The organism is Flavobacterium columnare, assembly GCF_014844295.1.
Classification (GTDB): Bacteria; Bacteroidota; Bacteroidia; order Flavobacteriales; family Flavobacteriaceae; genus Flavobacterium; species Flavobacterium columnare.
The window spans coordinates 1,928,909-1,945,991 of the sequence record NZ_CP054494.1; the positions used below are offsets into that span (position 1 = coordinate 1,928,909).

22 protein-coding genes are annotated in these 17,083 nt (G+C 33.5%); 7 read left to right on the forward strand and 15 right to left on the reverse strand.

From position 1 onward, the window contains the following. The first annotated feature begins 216 nt into the window (after nucleotides 1-216). The 5 genes from HUE53_RS08375 to nadD all read left to right on the forward strand — a co-directional run bounded on the left by HUE53_RS08375 (nucleotide 217) and on the right by nadD (nucleotide 3,066). Nucleotides 217-1,077, forward strand: coding sequence for a YicC/YloC family endoribonuclease (locus HUE53_RS08375; RefSeq protein ID WP_014166631.1), 861 nt, complete (start codon nucleotides 217-219; stop codon nucleotides 1,075-1,077). 42 nt (nucleotides 1,078-1,119) lie between these two features. Continuing rightward, the gene (locus HUE53_RS08380; protein ID WP_014166632.1) at nucleotides 1,120-1,338 is read left to right on the forward strand and encodes a four helix bundle protein; all 219 of its coding nucleotides are present in this window, start codon (nucleotides 1,120-1,122) and stop codon (nucleotides 1,336-1,338) included. Nucleotides 1,339-1,488: 150 nt separating this feature from the next. Further along, a complete protein-coding gene (gene gmk / locus HUE53_RS08385) occupies nucleotides 1,489-2,064 on the forward strand; it encodes a guanylate kinase (RefSeq protein ID WP_014166633.1) in 576 nt (191 codons plus the stop codon). 35 nt (nucleotides 2,065-2,099) lie between these two features. After that, nucleotides 2,100-2,465: a four helix bundle protein gene (locus HUE53_RS08390; protein ID WP_014166634.1), complete on the forward strand. Its 366-nt coding sequence runs from the start codon at nucleotides 2,100-2,102 to the stop codon at nucleotides 2,463-2,465. A gap of 19 nt (nucleotides 2,466-2,484) precedes the next feature. After that, nucleotides 2,485-3,066: a nicotinate (nicotinamide) nucleotide adenylyltransferase gene (gene nadD, locus HUE53_RS08395; protein WP_041253293.1), complete on the forward strand. Its 582-nt coding sequence runs from the start codon at nucleotides 2,485-2,487 to the stop codon at nucleotides 3,064-3,066. A gap of 122 nt (nucleotides 3,067-3,188) precedes the next feature. Here the strand turns inward: nadD and HUE53_RS08400 are convergent, their stop codons facing one another. The 3 genes from HUE53_RS08400 to HUE53_RS08405 form a co-directional block, all read right to left on the reverse strand. Next, a complete protein-coding gene (locus HUE53_RS08400; protein ID WP_192188414.1) occupies nucleotides 3,189-4,091 on the reverse strand; it encodes an N-acetylmuramoyl-L-alanine amidase in 903 nt (300 codons plus the stop codon). Nucleotides 4,092-4,683: 592 nt separating this feature from the next. Next, entirely contained in the window at nucleotides 4,684-4,812 is a 129-nt protein-coding gene (locus HUE53_RS14455; protein ID WP_256380903.1) for a hypothetical protein, read from the reverse strand. Nucleotides 4,813-5,019: 207 nt separating this feature from the next. After that, complete coding sequence (locus tag HUE53_RS08405) at nucleotides 5,020-6,471, reverse strand: nicotinate phosphoribosyltransferase (RefSeq protein WP_192188415.1); 1,452 nt, start codon at nucleotides 6,469-6,471, stop codon at nucleotides 5,020-5,022. A 110-nt stretch (nucleotides 6,472-6,581) separates the two neighbouring features. Here HUE53_RS08405 and HUE53_RS08410 point away from each other — a divergent pair, with 110 nt between their 5' ends. Further along, nucleotides 6,582-7,022, forward strand: a complete 441-nt coding sequence (locus HUE53_RS08410; RefSeq protein ID WP_192188416.1) for a hypothetical protein — start codon at nucleotides 6,582-6,584, stop codon at nucleotides 7,020-7,022. Nucleotides 7,023-7,218: 196 nt separating this feature from the next. Here the strand turns inward: HUE53_RS08410 and tnpA are convergent, their stop codons facing one another. The 12 genes from tnpA to HUE53_RS08470 all read right to left on the reverse strand — a co-directional run bounded on the left by tnpA (nucleotide 7,219) and on the right by HUE53_RS08470 (nucleotide 15,515). Beyond that, nucleotides 7,219-7,680, reverse strand: a complete 462-nt coding sequence (tnpA, locus tag HUE53_RS08415; RefSeq protein WP_065213840.1) for an IS200/IS605 family transposase — start codon at nucleotides 7,678-7,680, stop codon at nucleotides 7,219-7,221. Nucleotides 7,681-7,810: 130 nt separating this feature from the next. After that, entirely contained in the window at nucleotides 7,811-8,299 is a 489-nt protein-coding gene (locus tag HUE53_RS08420; RefSeq protein WP_014166638.1) for a nucleoside 2-deoxyribosyltransferase domain-containing protein, read from the reverse strand. Further along, nucleotides 8,300-9,025: a metallophosphoesterase family protein gene (locus HUE53_RS08425; RefSeq protein ID WP_077225497.1), complete on the reverse strand. Its 726-nt coding sequence runs from the start codon at nucleotides 9,023-9,025 to the stop codon at nucleotides 8,300-8,302. It abuts the gene before it with no gap. Beyond that, nucleotides 9,022-9,564, reverse strand: coding sequence for an RNA 2'-phosphotransferase (locus HUE53_RS08430; protein ID WP_065213838.1), 543 nt, complete (start codon nucleotides 9,562-9,564; stop codon nucleotides 9,022-9,024). The genes HUE53_RS08425 and HUE53_RS08430 overlap by 4 nt, the downstream gene beginning before the upstream one ends. Beyond that, the gene (locus HUE53_RS08435) at nucleotides 9,561-10,196 is read right to left on the reverse strand and encodes a DUF4291 domain-containing protein (RefSeq protein WP_065213837.1); all 636 of its coding nucleotides are present in this window, start codon (nucleotides 10,194-10,196) and stop codon (nucleotides 9,561-9,563) included. The genes HUE53_RS08430 and HUE53_RS08435 overlap by 4 nt, the downstream gene beginning before the upstream one ends. 214 nt (nucleotides 10,197-10,410) lie before the next feature. Then, nucleotides 10,411-11,370, reverse strand: coding sequence for an ISAon1 family transposase (locus HUE53_RS08440; protein WP_454951481.1), 960 nt, complete (start codon nucleotides 11,368-11,370; stop codon nucleotides 10,411-10,413). Continuing rightward, complete coding sequence (locus HUE53_RS08445; protein WP_014165862.1) at nucleotides 11,363-11,746, reverse strand: ISAon1 family transposase N-terminal region protein; 384 nt, start codon at nucleotides 11,744-11,746, stop codon at nucleotides 11,363-11,365. The genes HUE53_RS08440 and HUE53_RS08445 overlap by 8 nt, the downstream gene beginning before the upstream one ends. A 112-nt stretch (nucleotides 11,747-11,858) precedes the next feature. After that, the gene (locus HUE53_RS08450) at nucleotides 11,859-12,362 is read right to left on the reverse strand and encodes an O-acetyl-ADP-ribose deacetylase (protein WP_107317400.1); all 504 of its coding nucleotides are present in this window, start codon (nucleotides 12,360-12,362) and stop codon (nucleotides 11,859-11,861) included. A gap of 165 nt (nucleotides 12,363-12,527) precedes the next feature. Further along, nucleotides 12,528-13,085, reverse strand: a complete 558-nt coding sequence (locus HUE53_RS08455; RefSeq protein ID WP_192188417.1) for a 2OG-Fe(II) oxygenase — start codon at nucleotides 13,083-13,085, stop codon at nucleotides 12,528-12,530. Then, nucleotides 13,085-13,618 (reverse strand): NADAR family protein, encoded by a 534-nt coding sequence (locus tag HUE53_RS08460; RefSeq protein ID WP_014166644.1) that lies wholly within the window; start codon nucleotides 13,616-13,618, stop codon nucleotides 13,085-13,087. Before HUE53_RS08460 ends, HUE53_RS08455 begins: the two co-directional genes overlap by 1 nt. After that, nucleotides 13,615-14,445: a ribose-phosphate diphosphokinase gene (gene prs, locus HUE53_RS08465; protein WP_014166645.1), complete on the reverse strand. Its 831-nt coding sequence runs from the start codon at nucleotides 14,443-14,445 to the stop codon at nucleotides 13,615-13,617. Before prs ends, HUE53_RS08460 begins: the two co-directional genes overlap by 4 nt. Nucleotides 14,446-14,822: 377 nt before the next feature. Beyond that, nucleotides 14,823-15,515: an NUDIX hydrolase gene (locus HUE53_RS08470; protein ID WP_014166646.1), complete on the reverse strand. Its 693-nt coding sequence runs from the start codon at nucleotides 15,513-15,515 to the stop codon at nucleotides 14,823-14,825. A gap of 401 nt (nucleotides 15,516-15,916) precedes the next feature. Here HUE53_RS08470 and HUE53_RS08475 point away from each other — a divergent pair, with 401 nt between their 5' ends. After that, complete coding sequence (locus HUE53_RS08475) at nucleotides 15,917-17,080, forward strand: iron-containing alcohol dehydrogenase (RefSeq protein ID WP_014166647.1); 1,164 nt, start codon at nucleotides 15,917-15,919, stop codon at nucleotides 17,078-17,080. The last annotated feature ends 3 nt before the right edge of the window (nucleotides 17,081-17,083 follow it).

Here is a 17,083-nt window from a genome sequence, read left to right on the forward strand (position 1 = left end):
GTTAATTGCTAAAAATCGTATATTCCTATTGATGTTTGTTTGAAGCAAATTCTTTGTTGATACGATTTCGTATTTATTCATTTTAATTTGTACCAAATTACCCCATTTAAATATCTAAAAAAATGATTTTTATCACTTAAAAATTACGCCTGAAAACTATATAAGAAACTGTAACTACGGCTAAAAATAATTATCTTTGGCACCAAATAAAAAAGAATGATACTATCAATGACAGGGTTTGGAAAGGCAACATTACAATTGCCGACCAAAAAGATTACCGTTGAAATAAAATCCTTAAATAGTAAAGGTTTGGATCTAAATGTTCGTATGTCCTCTATTTATCGTGAAATGGAATTGGGCTTACGCAATCAAATCTCTCAAAGTTTGGAAAGAGGTAAAGTTGATTTTTCATTATATATAGAAGTAACAGGAGAAGAAACTACTTCTAAAATAAATGGGCCTATCATAAAGGCTTATATTGCACAAATGAAGGAAATACTTGTTGATGCAGACCCTACTGAATTAATGAAAATGGCTGTACGTATGCCAGATGCTTTAAAAACAGAAAGGGAAGAAATAGACGAAACAGAATGGGCTGAAATTCAAAAAACAGTAAACGAAGCATTGATAAATATTAATCAATTTAGAAAAGATGAAGGACTCGCTCTTGAAAATGAATTCAAAACGAGAATAGGAAATATTCGTCAACTAATGGATAGTGCTGTAGCTTATGATGCAGAACGTATAGAGACTGTAAAGACGAGATTACGTACTGCTTTGGATGAACTTCAGGTAAGCATAGATGAAAATCGTTTTGAGCAAGAATTGATATTTTATTTAGAAAAATATGATATAACAGAAGAAAAAGTACGTTTAGGAAATCATTTAAATTATTTTTTAGAAACGCTGAACGGAACCGAGGCTAATGGTCGTAAGCTAGGATTTATTACTCAAGAAATGGGACGTGAAATCAATACTATGGGCTCAAAATCCAACCATTCTGAAATGCAGAAATTGGTCGTAATGATGAAAGATGAATTGGAGAAAATAAAAGAACAAGTATTGAATGTTTTATAAAATTAATAATTAGTAAAGAGTGACCAAGTAAAAAGTCAATTTATGGATACCATTAATTCTTATAAAGATTTATTGATTTGGCAAAAAGGTATTATTTTAGTCGTTAAAGTGTATCAATTGGTAGAAACATTTCCACAAGAAGAGTTATATGCTTTGACAAGCCAGTTGAAAAGAGCCGTAATTTCTATTCCTTCAAATATAAGTGAAGGATATGGTAGAAATACCGACAAATCTTTTAGCCATTTTATAGGATATTACTAAAGAATTAGGTTTTCTAACTAATTGGGACTTGTATAATGAAATTATGTGTTTAATAACAGAAGAATCAAAAATGATAAATTCTTTTTCAAAATCATTCAAATAAAAAATGCAACTTATCACTAATTACTAATCACTTTTTACTTTATTGAAATGAACAAAGAAGGAAAATTAATCGTATTCTCAGCACCATCAGGTTCTGGAAAAACCACTATAGTAAGACACTTATTAGGTATTGACGAATTGAATTTAGAATTTTCAATCTCGGCTGCAACTCGTGAACCTAGAGGACAGGAAGTAAATGGAAAAGACTATTACTTCATGTCGATCGAAGATTTTAAAAAACATATTAAAGCAGAAGACTTTGTCGAGTGGGAAGAGGTGTACCGAGATAATTTTTATGGTACGCTGAAAAAAGAAGTAGAACGCATTTGGGCGATGGGCAAAAATGTGATTTTTGATATTGATGTTGCTGGTGGTTTGCGTATCAAAAAGAAATTCCCAGAACAAACTCTAGCCGTTTTCGTAAAGCCACCTAGTGTGGACGAATTGAAACGTCGTTTAAAAGAACGTTCGACAGAAAGCGAAGATAAAATCAATATGCGTATTGCTAAAGCTCACGTAGAATTAGCTACCGCTCCTCAGTTTGACACCGTTATCAAGAATTATGATTTAGATGTGGCCAAACAAGAGGCTTATGAATTGGTGAAGGGGTTTGTATCCAAATAGTGATTAGTAAAAAGTAATGAGTAATTAATAGCTTTATGGGTAGTATTAATTCTTATAAAGATTTATTGATTTGGCAAAAGGGAATTACATTGGTTGTAAAAGTGTACCAATTGACTAGATTTTTTCCACCTGAAGAATTATACTCTCTAACTAATCAGATTAAAAGAGCAGCAGTATCTATACCTTCAAATATAGCAGAAGGTTATGGGAGGAATACGGATAAATCTTTTAGCCATTTTATTGATATTTCAAGAGGCTCTTTAAATGAGTTAGAAACACAGCTTATTATCGCTAAAGAACTTATGTTCATTACAGATATAGATTTGTACAATGAAATTTTATTGTTAATTGAAGAAGAGTCAAAAATGATTAATGCTTTTTATAAAACTCTCAAAAACTAATTACTCTTCACTATAAAAAATGAAAATAGGACTATATTTCGGTACATTCAATCCCATCCATATTGGGCATTTAATTATTGCGAGTCACATGGCGGAACATTCTGATTTGGAACAAATTTGGATGGTGGTTACCCCGCACAATCCGCACAAGCAGAAGAGTTCGTTGTTAGATGATTATCATCGCTTGCAGATGGTTCATTTAGCTACAGAAGATTACCCAAAAATCAAGCCTTCTGATGTTGAGTTCAAATTGCCTCAACCAAATTATACCGTCAATACGTTGGCACATTTACAGGAAAAATATCCACAGCATGAGTTTGCCTTGATTATGGGTGAGGATAATTTAAATTCACTACATAAATGGAAAAATTACGAATATATTTTAGAAAATCATAATATTTATGTCTATCCAAGATTAAACTCGGAAATACTAGATAGTCAATTTGTGGCTCACCCTAAAATTCACCGAGTAGATGCGCCTGTCATTGAAATATCCTCAACATTTATCCGTGAAAGTATTAAAAACAAAAAAAATGCAATCCCTATGTTGCCTAACAAAGTTTGGGAATATATTGACCATAATTTGTTCTATAGGAAATAAATTAAGTAATAATAAAAAAGAGGCTGTCTAAAAAATTCGCAATCTTTCCACTAAAGGCAGAAATCGCATAATGTTGATTTATTACTTTTTGGACAGTCTCCTTTTTTATTTAGATAACACTGTTACTGTTTTTTAAAGATTGCATAGATAGTATTTAATGTTTTTTGATCTATAACCGAGTCAATTTCTGTTTTGATATAATGCAATTTAAACGCTTTGATTGCGGCACTCAAATTTTTAGTATCATATCCAATTATTCGTAAAGCCATTTCGGGATTAAAATCTGCGGGTGCAGTTTCTAATGGTGCATCTGGCCAGATTCCGAAACCTTTTTCAGCTAATAATTGCCAAGGAAATAAAGCACTAGGATCTACTTTTCTAGTTGGAGCAATATCAGAATGACCTATGAAATTTTGTGTAGGAATATTATAGTCTTTCTTCAATTTTGTTAATAGAGCTAATAAGCTATTGATCTGTTGTACTGAAAAGGGTTTAAGTCCATTGTTGTCAAGTTCAATCCCAATAGAAGCAGAGTTAATGTCGCTATTTCTTCCCCAAGCTCCACTGCCTGCATGCCATGCTCTTAAGTAATCATTTAGCATTTGGACCACTTTTCCATCTTTTGCGATTACATAATGTGCACTAACGTTTGTACTGGCCAATGTGAAGGTTTTCAATGTTTGTTTTAAAGAATCTTGTGCGGTATGATGTATAATTACAAAATTTGGTTTCCTTAGATTAAAGTTTACGGTTCCAACCCATTCTGTAGTTATATTTTCTGACGAAGTTGGGTTAGATTTAGAGATAGAATCCTTTAGGGTTTTGATTTGTTTCGTATAAAGCGTGTCCAAAGAAGTGGTGCTAGTCTCTACTTTTTGTAGAGTAATAGCTTCTTTTTCGGCTATTTTTCGCTGTAAAACTTTTAGTTGTTTCGCGTATATTTTATTACTTTCTTTATAAGGATTAGTTCCACATGAACTTATAAGTAAACCCAAAGTAATACTAAGTAAAAGTTGTTTGTACATTTGTAAATTGATTAGTTGTTATAGCAAGTTTGGCTTCTTTTATTTCTTTTTGAATCCTCTTGCAATTATTTTTTTGTAAATATATTTTTGATCTGAATTTAATAACTTTAGTATTTTTTGGTCGGTATTTTAAGAGATCACTTAAATATCCTCGCTTTTACTTTCGTTAGAATCTTCTTATTTTAGAATTACGCCTTGTGCATTTAGACTTTGGAACAAAATGTTTTTAAAAGCAATCTTTTGCAAAGTATCCAAATTCATTATCTGTTTTTAAGATTTTCCATTACTCTGCTAGCTATTTCTTTATTAGAATGCAGTTTTAGAGTGCTTCGTGTAGGTCTAGATCCATTTGGTTTATTTGGCTCATTCTTTCATTGTTACTATATTCATTATTGAATTGTGTCAACTAGTTTGAGTGAAAACAAAGTGCATCCTAAAAAAATAAAAATGAAATCTTTTGCATTGCAATTGATTTATAAATTCAAATATACTAATTAAATAAGATTTAAACCAATTTGTTTATCAATAATTCTTTGGACTTTTTCTATATTGATTTCCATTTTATTTAATCTTCCTAAAAGTCAAACTCATTCTATCTTGATCCGTGTTGGATTTTGGGATAGCGAGATATCATTCGTTCGTCCCACGTAATTCCTTCTAAGTTATGAAATAGATTTTGGGGTTGCGAAATGAAATTTTCAACATATAAGATTCCTTCCATTAATTTTATTTTTAAATAATGAACCCACAGATGCACAGATATTCAATATTCAAATTGTATAACTTTATTTCACCTTATTTGAAAACAATCTTAGATTGACAAAGTAATTCGCATAATATTCGTGATGTGACTTCTCCTTTTATCGAAGTGACAAATAAACGATTAATTATTACTAATTGAATACCATTTGCATCTGTGGTTAAAAACTTATTTTTTAATTCGGTTTCGAATTTCGGACAATGAATCATCAACAATCAATTTCCCATCACGGAAAACTTCTTTTAATTCGCCTTGTTGTTCTTCTTCCCAAGAAACTTGATCTATTAATTGATATATTCCGTTTTCCAAAACCACTTTCATTAATCCTTTGGCTGATTTTTTGGTACCGTCATCTGTTATTGGATCTTTGAAAATTTCGCGTCCTTCGCCATTGACTTCACCATAAGTTGCTTTCATCGCAAAACCAAAGGTGTCGCGAGTATTATATTGATAGGTATAAGAGCCAATTCCTAACACGACATTAGTCGATGCAAATCCTTTTTGTTTTAGTTTTTCACAAATTTGAGTAGCTCTTTCAACCGTAATACTATCACCATATATGGCTCCAATTTGTGGTGCTAATTCTTTATACCCTTTGGCGTTAGTCGTTCCACCGAAAACATCCCAAAGTAATTCTACTACTCCTTTGCGTTCTTGTTCAGTTTTTCCATCAGGGTTACCACATAAAATAAGCACTGGATTCCCACTATCAGGTCGGATGACTACTTTACCATCTCTACTTAAAATGGTTTCTTTTAGTCGAGGCATATAATCGGTTAAGACTTTCCATAAATCCCAAGTATCCGAAACGATGGATACAATTCCTTTTGGATAGATTTCACAGATTAAACGTTGGAAGGTTTCAAACTCGCCTTCGGTGGTTCCCATACACATTACGGAATGTTCTGTTGCTGCTACGGATCCTCCCACCAATTCAGCATCGGAATTGGCGTTATAGTAGGTTTCCAAAGCATCAATCGCTGGTATGGTGTCTGTTCCTGTAAAACTTAACAGGTGTCCCATTCCTGAAATTACCGCTGATTCTATTCCGCCCATTCCTCTCATCGAGAAATCGTGTCCTTGCCAATCGACAAATTCGGGTATGGAAGAAGTTTCTTGTGCATAAGTACCTAGTACTTTTCTGTACTCTTTGGCAATTGTTGCAGAGGTACAAGGCAACCAAACCACGGCAGATAATAGGGTTTCGAAATAATTGGTCAACCAAAAGAATTCGGATTTGGTGTTGTACATGGTAAACATTGGCACACGAACAGGCACACTCACTCCTTCAGGTAGGGCTTTGAAAACCATTGGGATATAGCCTAAATCGTGTAGGTCTTCGATGTGTTTTGTACCCACTTGGTTTTCGCCTAAGTAGTTGTTGATACGTCGGGCGTAACGTGACACTACGGTTTCTTTAGGTTGGTTGAAGAAATTGGTTTGAAAATCTTCGATAATGTATTTCTTTATGAAATACTGTAAGCCGAAAAACACGACTTCGTTTACCCCTTCTATTCTGGATTTACGCGGTGTCCAGTTGGAATATACTAACGCAGTGTTGTTTGGGTACTGACGACGGTGGTCTACTTTGTAGCCGTCTGTTAAAAGTAGTGGGTTCATAGTGATATGTCGCCCCGCTGGGGCTTTTTTGTGTTAGACATTTTGTTGCTCGTTGGATATGTCGCCCCGCTGGGGCTTTTTTGTGTTAGACATTTTGTTGCTCGTTGGATATGTCGCCCCGCTGGGGCTTTTTCGTGTTAGATATTTTGTTGCTCGTTATGGATATGTCGTCCCGCTGGGGCTTTTTCGTGTTAGATATTTTGTTGCTCGTTGGATATGTCGCCCCGCTGGGGCTTTTCGTGTTAGATATTTTGTTGCTCGTTATGGATATGTCGCCCCGCTGGGGCTTTTTTGTGTTAGATATTTTGTTGCTCGTTATGGATATATCGTCCCGCTGGGGCTTTTTTGTTTTAGATATTTTGTTGCTCGTTATGGATATATCGTCCCGCTGGGGCTTTTTTGTGTTAGATATTTTGTTGCTCGTTATGGATATATCTCCCCGCTGGGGCTTTTTTGTGTTAGATATTTTGTTACTCGTTGGATATGTCGTCCCGCTGGGGCTGGTTATGTTAGTGTTAAAATGTATCCATCCAGCTGGGTTGTATTGCTAGACATTATTTAGGGATATGTCATCCCTGTGGCATTACTTTTTTCCATTGATAATATATTTATAAATTGTGAATGGATTTACTTAATAAAATTCTCAATTCTCTATTAATTCTGCGTTTTTCTAGCTCCAGAGGAGCGAAATCTCCCTAACTCGAATACTCTCTACTGATTTTAAAGCCCCAGCGGGGCGACATCTTTTCAGTCAAAGAAATCAAAAAGATATTCTTCTTTAAACTCAATGTCAAATTTCTTTAAAAATCCGATATATTCTTCTCTAAATTTTTTCTTCTTATGGTGTGCTTCTTGGTTATCTATATAGTTTATCACATTTTCTATTGCTGATTTTGAATAGGAAAATCCTCCAAATCCGTTTTGCCATTCAAATTTACTTTTACAAAATCCTTTTTCGTTTATCCATTTTGAACTGTTGGCTTTTATATCTCTAACTAAATCGGATAATGCCATACTGGGTTTTAAACTGATTAATATATGTATATGGTCTTCTACTCCATTGATTCGGATTAGTTTTTGCCCTTTTTCTGTGATAATTCCTGTTATATATTTGTATAACTCGTCTTTCCAAGTTTTTTGTATTAGGTTTTCTCTTCGCTTTACTACGATTACTATCTGAATGTATATTTGTGTGTAGGAGTCCGCCATAGTGATGTATCGCCCCGCTGGGGCTGGTTGTTGTTACTTTTTCTCTTTCTTACTTATATATTGCCCCGCTGGGGCTGGTTTTTAAATTTATAATAAATCAAAGTATGTAAAAAATACTGTGAATCATTTTTTATAATACTTCTTGATTCTCTTTAATTTGATTTCTTTTGATTAACGAATTTATTAAAATATCTAAATTATCAAATTGTTCTATTCCGTATTTTTCACAAACAATATCGATATTTCCTTTTCTCCAAAATGCTTTATCTACAACTACTTTCATTTTTTTTGACTTTGCATATAATCCAAATTCTAATAAGGAAATGGGCGATTTTGTGTCTTCTGCAAAATACATTATTATGATATCTGATTCTTCTAAAGCATTTAATTCCCAAAGGACTTGTGCTTTAAAATCGGGATTTTCTATTTTTTGCTCCCAACTAGAATCCCAAGATTTTCTTCGAGGATTAAAAATAGTATATTGGTCTGAAAGTTTTTCTTCACAGTTGGATTGCCAATCTATTGCTTTGTTCATTTCTATGGATCCTGCTAAGAATATAGATGGCTTATTTTTATCTCGCTTGGAAATTTCCTCTGGTGATTTATATATTGTTTTCATTTAATTCCTCCCTTTTTCATTTGGATATAATTCCCATACAATATCACTTTGCCAAAACTCTTTAGTTGCAACATCCATACAGGTTAATTTCCCAGAAAAACCTGCTCCAGTGTCGATATTCCAAACATTGCAACCTTGCATAGGAATATCAACATCATAATTTAGAGTAGGTGTATGTCCAATAAAAATTTCGTGGTAATGTACTAATCGTTTTGGAAACAATTTGGAATCTTTTTTGATTCGTTTGTCCATTGTCAAAGCCATTTCCCACAGGGTTCTATCAAAGCAAAAATCCAATCGGTTTTCTTCCTTTTCTACTCCGTGCATAGAGGTAAAACCCGCGTGAATGTAGAGACGGTTATCCCCGTCGATGTGGTATTCTTGGAGATTCTGATAAAAAGTTTTATGCTCAGCTGAAGCTAGTAAACCTGACTGGATATAACTCTGAATGGTTGCTTTCCCACCGTGTTCTTCCCAAACAGGGTTTGATACTCCCAAGTTCAACCAACGTCCGCACCACAAATCGTGATTTCCTTGTATAAAAACGCAATGGTGTTTTTTACTTAATTGAATAAGATATTCTACCGTTTGAGCAGATTCACTCCATCCATCGACGTAATCACCAAGAAAAATTAATTTATCAGTTGGAGTAATTCCTACTTTTTCTATCAATTGTTCCAAGGCGCGAAGTCCTCCGTGTATGTCGCCAAAAACTAGTGTTCTCATCGCTGAATATATTTTGGTGGTACTTCATCGGTTAGCCAAACGCCATTTTCGGAACAATAAAACAGATAACCATCTTTTACCATTTGGTGGGTATTGATTTTTAAAATGATCGCTGCTCCTCTACGGCTTCCTACTTTGATTGCAGTTTCTTTGTCTTTGCTTAGATGTACGTGTTGCCGACTCATCTTTTGCAATCCTTCTTTTAAAATGGAATCCATAAACTTCGCCACTGTTCCGTGATATAATTCATCCGGTGGGGTTTGTGGTTGTAGTTCTAAATCGACTGAAATGGAATGTCCTTGATTGGCTCTTATTTTGGTTAAATCATCATTGAAGGAAAATCGTTTTTTTTCATTAGTTTGAACAACATATTGAAGTGTTTCGAAGTCCAATGCTTTCCGATTTTTGTTCGATTTTGTAATGAGTTCTTCTACATCTGCCCATCCATTTTCATCTAACTTTAGATGTATGGTTTCGGGTGAATGTCTGAGTATTAAACTCAAAAATTTGCTTATATTTTTTATATCTTTTTCGTTCATTGTAATTTTAGTTTTTTATTCAATTCTTCATTTTTAAACCGAAGTGGTTTTTCTTCAGGAATGATAAGTTGTTCTAATTCATTCTTTTTCACGAATTCGTATTGTTCAGCTACAAATGGGCTTATATTTTCGATTTGAAGTATATCCGTCTTTGCAAATGACCGACTAAACTCGTTTCGTAATCCAATTTGTATGGCTCTTCTTTCTAATTTGTTTCCGTAAGGGTCGTGATCTGGATCCCATTGCAAACGAACATTGGATGTTTTTACTGCTTCCTGCCATTGTTCCATAGACATACCTTCTACTTGATTAAAGGAAGAATAGACAGCATTTTCCAAATATTTTTCGAAAGCTTCTAGTTTTAAATGAATGGCTAAAACGACTTCTTGTCCTTCTTTTGTTCCCCAACCGTTGCGATACATCATCCAAAGGAAATTGGGTTTAATCCACGTCATTCGGTCGAGGCTAAAAGCGCCACCAAAAAATTGATTCTTAACTGCAAAATTTCCAATTTCCGGTCGGTACGATTGATAAACGATTATTTTTTCCTCGTCATATTGCGCCATAATATGGTGTCCGCTTTGTGGCCATTCTTGTAATTGTTCTGTATATTTTTTTAATTGTAAGTTCATTTTTTTTCTTGTTACACAAAGTTGCACAACGTTTTTCACGAAGTTTTTCAAATTCTGTGCTTCTCTCAGTTATTTCTCTGTGATATTTAATTTTATAATTCAATTTTTCAGGTTCTTTATTTACAATATTTCCATTAAAATATCCTTTTTCATTTTTTTTCTTGTTACACAGAGTTACACAAAGGTTTTTCGGCTCAGATTAATTTTTTGGGGATTAAGCAAAAAGTTTCTCCATTCTAAAGAGGAAGAATTTAGTATCCACCACACCTCTTTGATTAGCTCTAAAGAGTTTTATTTTTGAGTTAAAGGATTCAGCATTTGCGTTTGTATGTCTTTTTACGAAGAAGTTTGCAATTGTTTCCAAATGATAATTTAAACTATTGGCAACGGTATTAAAGACAGTCATTTTTAATTCTTTGGTTTTGGATATCCAATTCAATATTTTTTGTTTAGCCTCTTCTTTTGAGGTGTATTCATAAATATTTCTAAACTCTTGGGTGTGTTTATATGCCTGATGTATTAGAGGATAATGTTGGAACAATATTTGGGCTCGCACTTTTTGGGTTTCTGTCCATTGGTTGGGTTTCTTGGCAATGATATAACGACATCGAGCCAATAGTTGTTTGGGTGTGTCTTGGTTTTCAAAAGTTATTGGAATGTATTTTATTGCTTGCTCCTTTGCTTTTTTGATAGCTTGATTCTCTTTTTCAATCTCCTCCCAGCGATATTTTATCCTTAAATGCTGGAGAGCTTCCATTACCAACTTTACCACATGGAAACGGTCTGTGACAAGGTAACTTTCAGGAAAACACATTCTTGATGCTGATTGCATATTGTTTGCCATATCAAGTGTTATCGATTTTACTTGTTTTCTATGCGAAAGTGGAATTTTAGTAACCACATCAATAATGTCCTGACTTTTGGTGCCTTTTATAACCGCCACTAAGGATTTCTTTTTGCCTCTTCCTTGTTTATTGGTTACAAAAGTATAAAGTTCACCTTTTGACAAACTTACTTCATCAATACTTAAATTCTCCCCAATATTTTCGGGGTAAATCAGATAATTTTCGGCATGTTCTAACTGTTTCCAACTTGTAAAACCACTGATTCTTTTTTTGTAATGTCTTCGCAGTAAATCAGCTTTAATGCCATAATAACTGGCAATGTTACTTATCGTATCTTCTCGGGTCTCTACCTGTACCTTTTAAAAAATCCGAAAGTTCAACAGTTAATTTGGAACCTTCTGCAATAAAAGAATAATCGCTTTTAATTTCTGACTTATCTACTGTATTTCGCCACCTACGTCTTCTGATACCTAAATAAACAGCCTTTCCTCGTATTGGAAAATCTTGTATCAAAGTACGCTCACAAAAGCCTTTTGACTCATATTCCTCTGAAATGAAACCTTCGGGAATAATGTTCTTTTCATCAAGATAGATATAAAAGCAATCCTTTTTTGTTTGAATATCTCCTAATTCTATAAAATCAACAATATCAAAATGACATAATAATTCTTCGGGTAGAAAAGCAGAAAGTATCGAAAAATCCATTTACTTTTTTTGTCGCAATTTACAATTACTCCCCATATTTTTTATGTGAGCCGGTTTTTCACGAAGTCAGACGAAGTTTTTCAAGTTCTCTGCTTCTCTGTTGAATTTAATTTTATATCATTTCTTTATACCATTCATAGTTTTCATCATCAAAACAAACGAAAAGCACTTCTTCTATATTTTTAAAAGGATAAGAATATATGGTTTCTAATGCTATACTAGCTGCTTCTTTCTTTGGAAAACGATAAATTCCTGTGCTGATGTTGGGAAATGCGATGGTTTTGCATAGGTGTGCCTCAGCCAAGTCTAAAGCATTTTTATAACAATGCGCCAAAAGTGCTTTCTTTTCTTCTTTGTCTCCGTTCCATACAGGACCTACGGTATGAATTACATACTGAGCAGGTAAATTTCCCGCAGTGGTTATTACGGCTTGCCCAACCTCACATCCTCCTTGTCTGTTTCTTATTTGAATGCATTCTTCCAGGATTTTTGAGCCTCCTGCTCTGTGAATGACACCATCTACTCCGCCTCCTCCTAATAAAGAGGTATTAGCTGCATTGACAATGGCATCGGCTTGTATTGTTGTGATGTCTGCTTTAAGAAGTGTGCGTTTCATTTTTTTTTACCGCAACTCCGATAGTTATCAGAACGCAAGGCTTGCAAGTTTTTTAATTTTTATAAACTTTTCTTGAATAGCTGACTTAATGTATCATCTACTTGCTTTTAACTAGATTACGTGACTCCTCCTTAGATCGGAGTGACAAATTGTATGTTATTTTTACTATTCTTCTTCTTTTCTAAACATTATATCAGTGCGCAATACATATTTTTTTCCTGATTCAAGTATTTTTCCTTCGTGACGGTACGGATGATAAAATACTAGCGCATCACCTGTTTTGGATTGAACGGTAACAATATCTTCAAACTCGGTTGCACCTCCTTCAAAATCATCATTCAGATATACTAAGAAAGTGAAGAAGCTTCGTTCATTTTCATTGCGTTCGTAACTACCATCACGGTGCATTTTGAATCGTTGTCCAACTTCGTATCGATAAAAACGAAACATTTCGTTAAAACCAATCATACTATAATTACCTATTTTGCAAGTCAAATGTGGCAACGCTCTTTGATACAACTCCTCAGCCATTGTTGGGTTTTCAAATAAAATACGATCATTATTACGCACTCCTTTTAGCATCGTTTGCGTGTGTAAACCTGTTTGAACTTTGGCTTCTTCATATCCAATGACTTCACTAGTAGCAATTAACGACTGACATTCGGCTGGTGTTAAAAAATCCTTTATAACAAATATTTGTGGGTTGTAAAAAGTTGTTTCCATTACTTATTATTTAATCTATCCCTCACTTCCATCAATGCAAATCCCAATAAATTCAAACCCTTCCATAATCTTGGATTTTCTGCTTTTGAATCATCACCTGTTAGACCAATACCCCAAATTTTATCCACAGGACTCGCTTCTACTATGATTCTGTCATTGGTATTCCGTAAAAATTCTTTCAATGCTTCATTTTGAGAGAACTTATGGTAATTCCCTTGAACTACTATATCAAATCGGTGCGCATTCCAAATTTCATTGTCGAAACCCTTCACCAATCGACCTAGCTTTTTAGCCTGATGAGGAGAATTTGCCTTGATGATTTTATCAAACATTTCTTCATCATTAAACAACTTTGCTTTTTGTGCCATCATCCAATGTTCGGCAGTGGGATAGGTAATCCCGTCCACAGTAAATGAACTCTGCCACCATTGACTAAAACAAGTTTTGGTTATACTTCCATCTTTTGAAGGTTGATGTCCCCAAAAGAAAAGGAACTTCAGATTTTTATCTATATTTTCTATTGTGTATTTCATTCTATTTCAATCTTAATCGTTTGAACTTTTTCTTCTTCAAAATCTTTAAAAGAATTGGTTGTAAAGATTTTTTCAAAAATTTGTAATTGATCGAATCCTTTGTTAAAAATTCCGTGGCTTACGGCCAAATATAATTTGCCAGCCTGCTTTTTTTGTAATGCTTCGGCTAATCCGATAAAAGTTCCGCCTCCGTCGCATATATCATCTACAATTAAACAAGGTTTTCCTTGTAAATCATCGGTATATACTTTAAAATCTTTCAGCTTCCCTGTTTTAACATCTCGGCTTTTGCTGGCTTCAACCACTTCGACACCACCTAAATATTCAGATACTTTGTAAATTTTCTTTAAAGCACCGCCATCGGGTGAAATTAAAATTACTTCTTGCCCTATGTTTTCAATTACTTTTTCAACAAATTTATAATTGGTAATGACTTGGCAATTGTTAAGTACCGCAGGAGTTACTTCGCTATGCGCATCAAACACATATACTTTAGAAAGGTTTAAAGTGTTCAAGATATCAGCATATACTTTTACCGAAAGTGGTTCGCCAGGAATCATCACACGATCTTGTCTGGCTGCTGGAAAATAGGGAATGAAAAGTTCAATTTCTTTTACATCCATTCTTTTTAGGGCATCAATCGTTAAAATGATTAATCCAAAATCGTTAAAACTATTTGCACGATGTGTAATAATCACTTTTTGAGTGGTATCAAACGGTTGAATTTTTATATGGGGTTCTCCTCCAGAAAAAGTGAATGTTTGACATTCAATTTGGTTTTGTATTCTAAAGGGAGTAAAGCTTTTATCTAAATTTAATACGAACATATTTTTATAAGTTTGCGTTAATATTACGCAAATATAAGATGTATTTTTTTATTGACAAAATATTTTGTGTTTTTTTTACGCAAAGTCGATTTTTAAGATGCTTATAGGTGAACAGATGACATTTTTTAAAACATATAAATGTTTTTTAAGAATTGTATTACCTGCTACAATGGAAAAATTTTATTTGTGAAAGATGCACAGATTTTGTAATAGTTCGTCTTCTTAAATTAATCCAATAGCTTTCTACTTGGTAGAAATAAATATCAGCATACACTTCCTAAGTGATTTTAATCTGTGTATCTGTGGTAATTTTTTAAATACAATTGTTCTGAATTTTTAAATAATTCAATACTTTATGTATATTAAATATAGATGTTTTAAGCAAACTTAATTTCGAAAACCATACCGTCTTTAGAAAGTTCCTCGTATTTAGCTACATTAAATTTAAAAAATTTGGCTGGGCGACCTGATTTGGGATGATGTATGTGATCTGTTTCTTCAATAAAGCCTAGACTGAGAATTTTTTTCCTGAAATTACGTCGATCAATTTCTTTTCCTATGATAGATGTATATAAATGTTCTAAGTCCGAAAATAAAAATTCTTGGGGGAGTAAATCAAATCCGATGGGTTGGTAGGTTAATTTAGCTTGTAAGCGTTCAAGGGCTTTGTTTACAATTTTATTGTGATCAAAAGCAAGTTTAGGTATTTCGTTTATTTTAATCCATGCTACAGCATCAGCATCAGTATTAGCTATGAGTTTTAGTTTAGAGGGATTTACTAGAGCAAAGTAAGCAACTGAAATGACACGGTTTCTTGAATCACGATAAATATCATCACCAAAAGTATAAAGTTGTTCGATGTAATTTACGGTAACATTGGTTTCTTCTTTGAGTTCTCGTTTTACAGCATCTATCAATGACTCATTTTCTTTTACTAATCCACCAGGTAATGCCCAGTGTAATCTATCAGTTCCAAATTTTTGCTGGATTAGCAATACATATAAGGATGAATTTGCATAAGCAAAAACAACTCCGTCAACGGCTATTCGTATGTTTTGTGAGATACTCATATCTTGCGTTATTTTTACGCAAAAGTAGAAAATATGTTTTTATTTTTAAGAAGTTCTTTTTAAAATAGTATACGATAGAAGCTCATGCTTTTATAGGAGTAATAAAACGTTCTATATTTTTACTGTTTTTGAGTTTTGAAATCTATAGAGTATGAAGAGCAATTAGTAAAAGAAAAAGCTGTTTTTTATTGCCTATAAAAAAGGGATAAGTTGATCTTTTTCTGTTGTTTGCATTGATTTTTTTTGTTTTTAAATGAATGATTAATCTTGTTTAGCGCTTTTAATTATTTGTCTTGCAGAGGTTTGTAATTTTTGGGTCAAGATTTGTCAAGATTTAACTTTATTTTATAATATTTCTGATAGATTGTTTTCTAATTTTATGCTTTTAAACATAAAAAAACATGACAAACTTTGAGTTATACAACCCTGTAAATTATATTTTCGGGAAAGGTCAAATAGAAAAATTGACAGAATTAGTGCCTCAAAACACTAAGATTTTACTTACTTATGGAGGTGGAAGTATTTTTAAAAATGGGATTTACGATCAAGTAAAAACGGCTTTAAAGGAATTTGAGGTAGTTGAGTTTGGAGGCATAGAGCCTAATCCTCGTTTTGAGACTTTGATGAAAGCGGTTCAAGTTATTCGTGAACAAAATATAGGTTTTATCCTAGCTATTGGCGGTGGTAGTGTAATAGATGGGACTAAATTTATATCAGGAGCTGTTAAATACCAGGGGGATGAGGTAGAAATTCTTCGTCAGCGAATATTGTTCAAGGATCTTAATGAGATAATTCCTTTTGGAACAGTTTTAACTTTGCCTGCTACTGGATCTGAAATGAATTCGGGTGCTGTAATTACTATTGAAGCAACGCAAGAAAAACTAACTTTAGGAGGTAGTGCTTTATTTCCAGTATTTTCCATTTGTGATCCAACTGTAATAGAATCGTTACCTAAGCGCCAATTACAAAATGGTGTAGTAGATGCTTTTACACATGTTATGGAACAATATTTGACTTATCCACATGACGGTATGCTACAAGATAGAATAGCGGAAAGTATTTTACAAACTTTAGTTGAAATAGGTCCTTCTGTAGTTGAAAATCCAACAGATTATAAGTTAGCATCTAATTTTATGTGGTGTTGTACCATGGCATTGAATGGTTTGATTCAAAAAGGAGTCCCTTCAGATTGGGCTACTCACATGATTGGTCACGAGTTAACGGCTTTGTACGAAATAGATCACGCAAGAACTTTAGCAATTATTGGACCTAATTTGTATAAAGTAATGTTTGATACTAAAAAGGAAAAATTAACTCAATACGGAAAGAGAGTTTGGAATTTAACAGGATCTGATGATGAAATTGCTCAAAAAGCAATTGAAAAAACAATTGAATTTTTTCACACGATGGGAATGCTTACTCGTTTGTCTGAAAACACGGAAAATTATTCAGAAACAGCTTCTGTAATTGTAAATCGTTTTGAAGAAAGAGGATGGAAAGGACTAGGAGAAAAACAAAACATTACACCTGAGAAAGTAAGAGCCATTATAGAAATGAGTTATTAAAAT

What these genes read in the sequence shown, in the direction of transcription:
- HUE53_RS08375 (WP_014166631.1), top strand. Translation starts at nt 217, where the DNA reads ATGATACTATCAATGACAGGGTTTGGAAAGGCAACATTACAATTGCCG.
- HUE53_RS08450 (WP_107317400.1), bottom strand. Translation starts at nt 12,362, where the DNA reads ATGAAACGCACACTTCTTAAAGCAGACATCACAACAATACAAGCCGAT.
- HUE53_RS08430 (WP_065213838.1), bottom strand. Translation starts at nt 9,564, where the DNA reads ATGAACGAAAAAGATATAAAAAATATAAGCAAATTTTTGAGTTTAATA.
- HUE53_RS08405 (WP_192188415.1), bottom strand. Translation starts at nt 6,471, where the DNA reads ATGAACCCACTACTTTTAACAGACGGCTACAAAGTAGACCACCGTCGT.
- HUE53_RS08380 (WP_014166632.1), top strand. Translation starts at nt 1,120, where the DNA reads ATGGATACCATTAATTCTTATAAAGATTTATTGATTTGGCAAAAAGGT.
- HUE53_RS08390 (WP_014166634.1), top strand. Translation starts at nt 2,100, where the DNA reads ATGGGTAGTATTAATTCTTATAAAGATTTATTGATTTGGCAAAAGGGA.
- HUE53_RS08425 (WP_077225497.1), bottom strand. Translation starts at nt 9,025, where the DNA reads ATGAGAACACTAGTTTTTGGCGACATACACGGAGGACTTCGCGCCTTG.
- HUE53_RS08475 (WP_014166647.1), top strand. Translation starts at nt 15,917, where the DNA reads ATGACAAACTTTGAGTTATACAACCCTGTAAATTATATTTTCGGGAAA.
- HUE53_RS08435 (WP_065213837.1), bottom strand. Translation starts at nt 10,196, where the DNA reads ATGAACTTACAATTAAAAAAATATACAGAACAATTACAAGAATGGCCA.
- HUE53_RS14455 (WP_256380903.1), bottom strand. Translation starts at nt 4,812, where the DNA reads ATGGAAGGAATCTTATATGTTGAAAATTTCATTTCGCAACCCCAAAAT.
- HUE53_RS08470 (WP_014166646.1), bottom strand. Translation starts at nt 15,515, where the DNA reads ATGAGTATCTCACAAAACATACGAATAGCCGTTGACGGAGTTGTTTTT.
- gmk (WP_014166633.1), top strand. Translation starts at nt 1,489, where the DNA reads ATGAACAAAGAAGGAAAATTAATCGTATTCTCAGCACCATCAGGTTCT.
- HUE53_RS08400 (WP_192188414.1), bottom strand. Translation starts at nt 4,091, where the DNA reads ATGTACAAACAACTTTTACTTAGTATTACTTTGGGTTTACTTATAAGT.
- HUE53_RS08445 (WP_014165862.1), bottom strand. Translation starts at nt 11,746, where the DNA reads ATGGATTTTTCGATACTTTCTGCTTTTCTACCCGAAGAATTATTATGT.
- prs (WP_014166645.1), bottom strand. Translation starts at nt 14,445, where the DNA reads ATGTTCGTATTAAATTTAGATAAAAGCTTTACTCCCTTTAGAATACAA.
- HUE53_RS08455 (WP_192188417.1), bottom strand. Translation starts at nt 13,085, where the DNA reads ATGGAAACAACTTTTTACAACCCACAAATATTTGTTATAAAGGATTTT.
- HUE53_RS08410 (WP_192188416.1), top strand. Translation starts at nt 6,582, where the DNA reads ATGTCGCCCCGCTGGGGCTTTTTCGTGTTAGATATTTTGTTGCTCGTT.
- HUE53_RS08420 (WP_014166638.1), bottom strand. Translation starts at nt 8,299, where the DNA reads ATGAAAACAATATATAAATCACCAGAGGAAATTTCCAAGCGAGATAAA.
- HUE53_RS08460 (WP_014166644.1), bottom strand. Translation starts at nt 13,618, where the DNA reads ATGAAATACACAATAGAAAATATAGATAAAAATCTGAAGTTCCTTTTC.
- tnpA (WP_065213840.1), bottom strand. Translation starts at nt 7,680, where the DNA reads ATGGCGGACTCCTACACACAAATATACATTCAGATAGTAATCGTAGTA.
- nadD (WP_041253293.1), top strand. Translation starts at nt 2,485, where the DNA reads ATGAAAATAGGACTATATTTCGGTACATTCAATCCCATCCATATTGGG.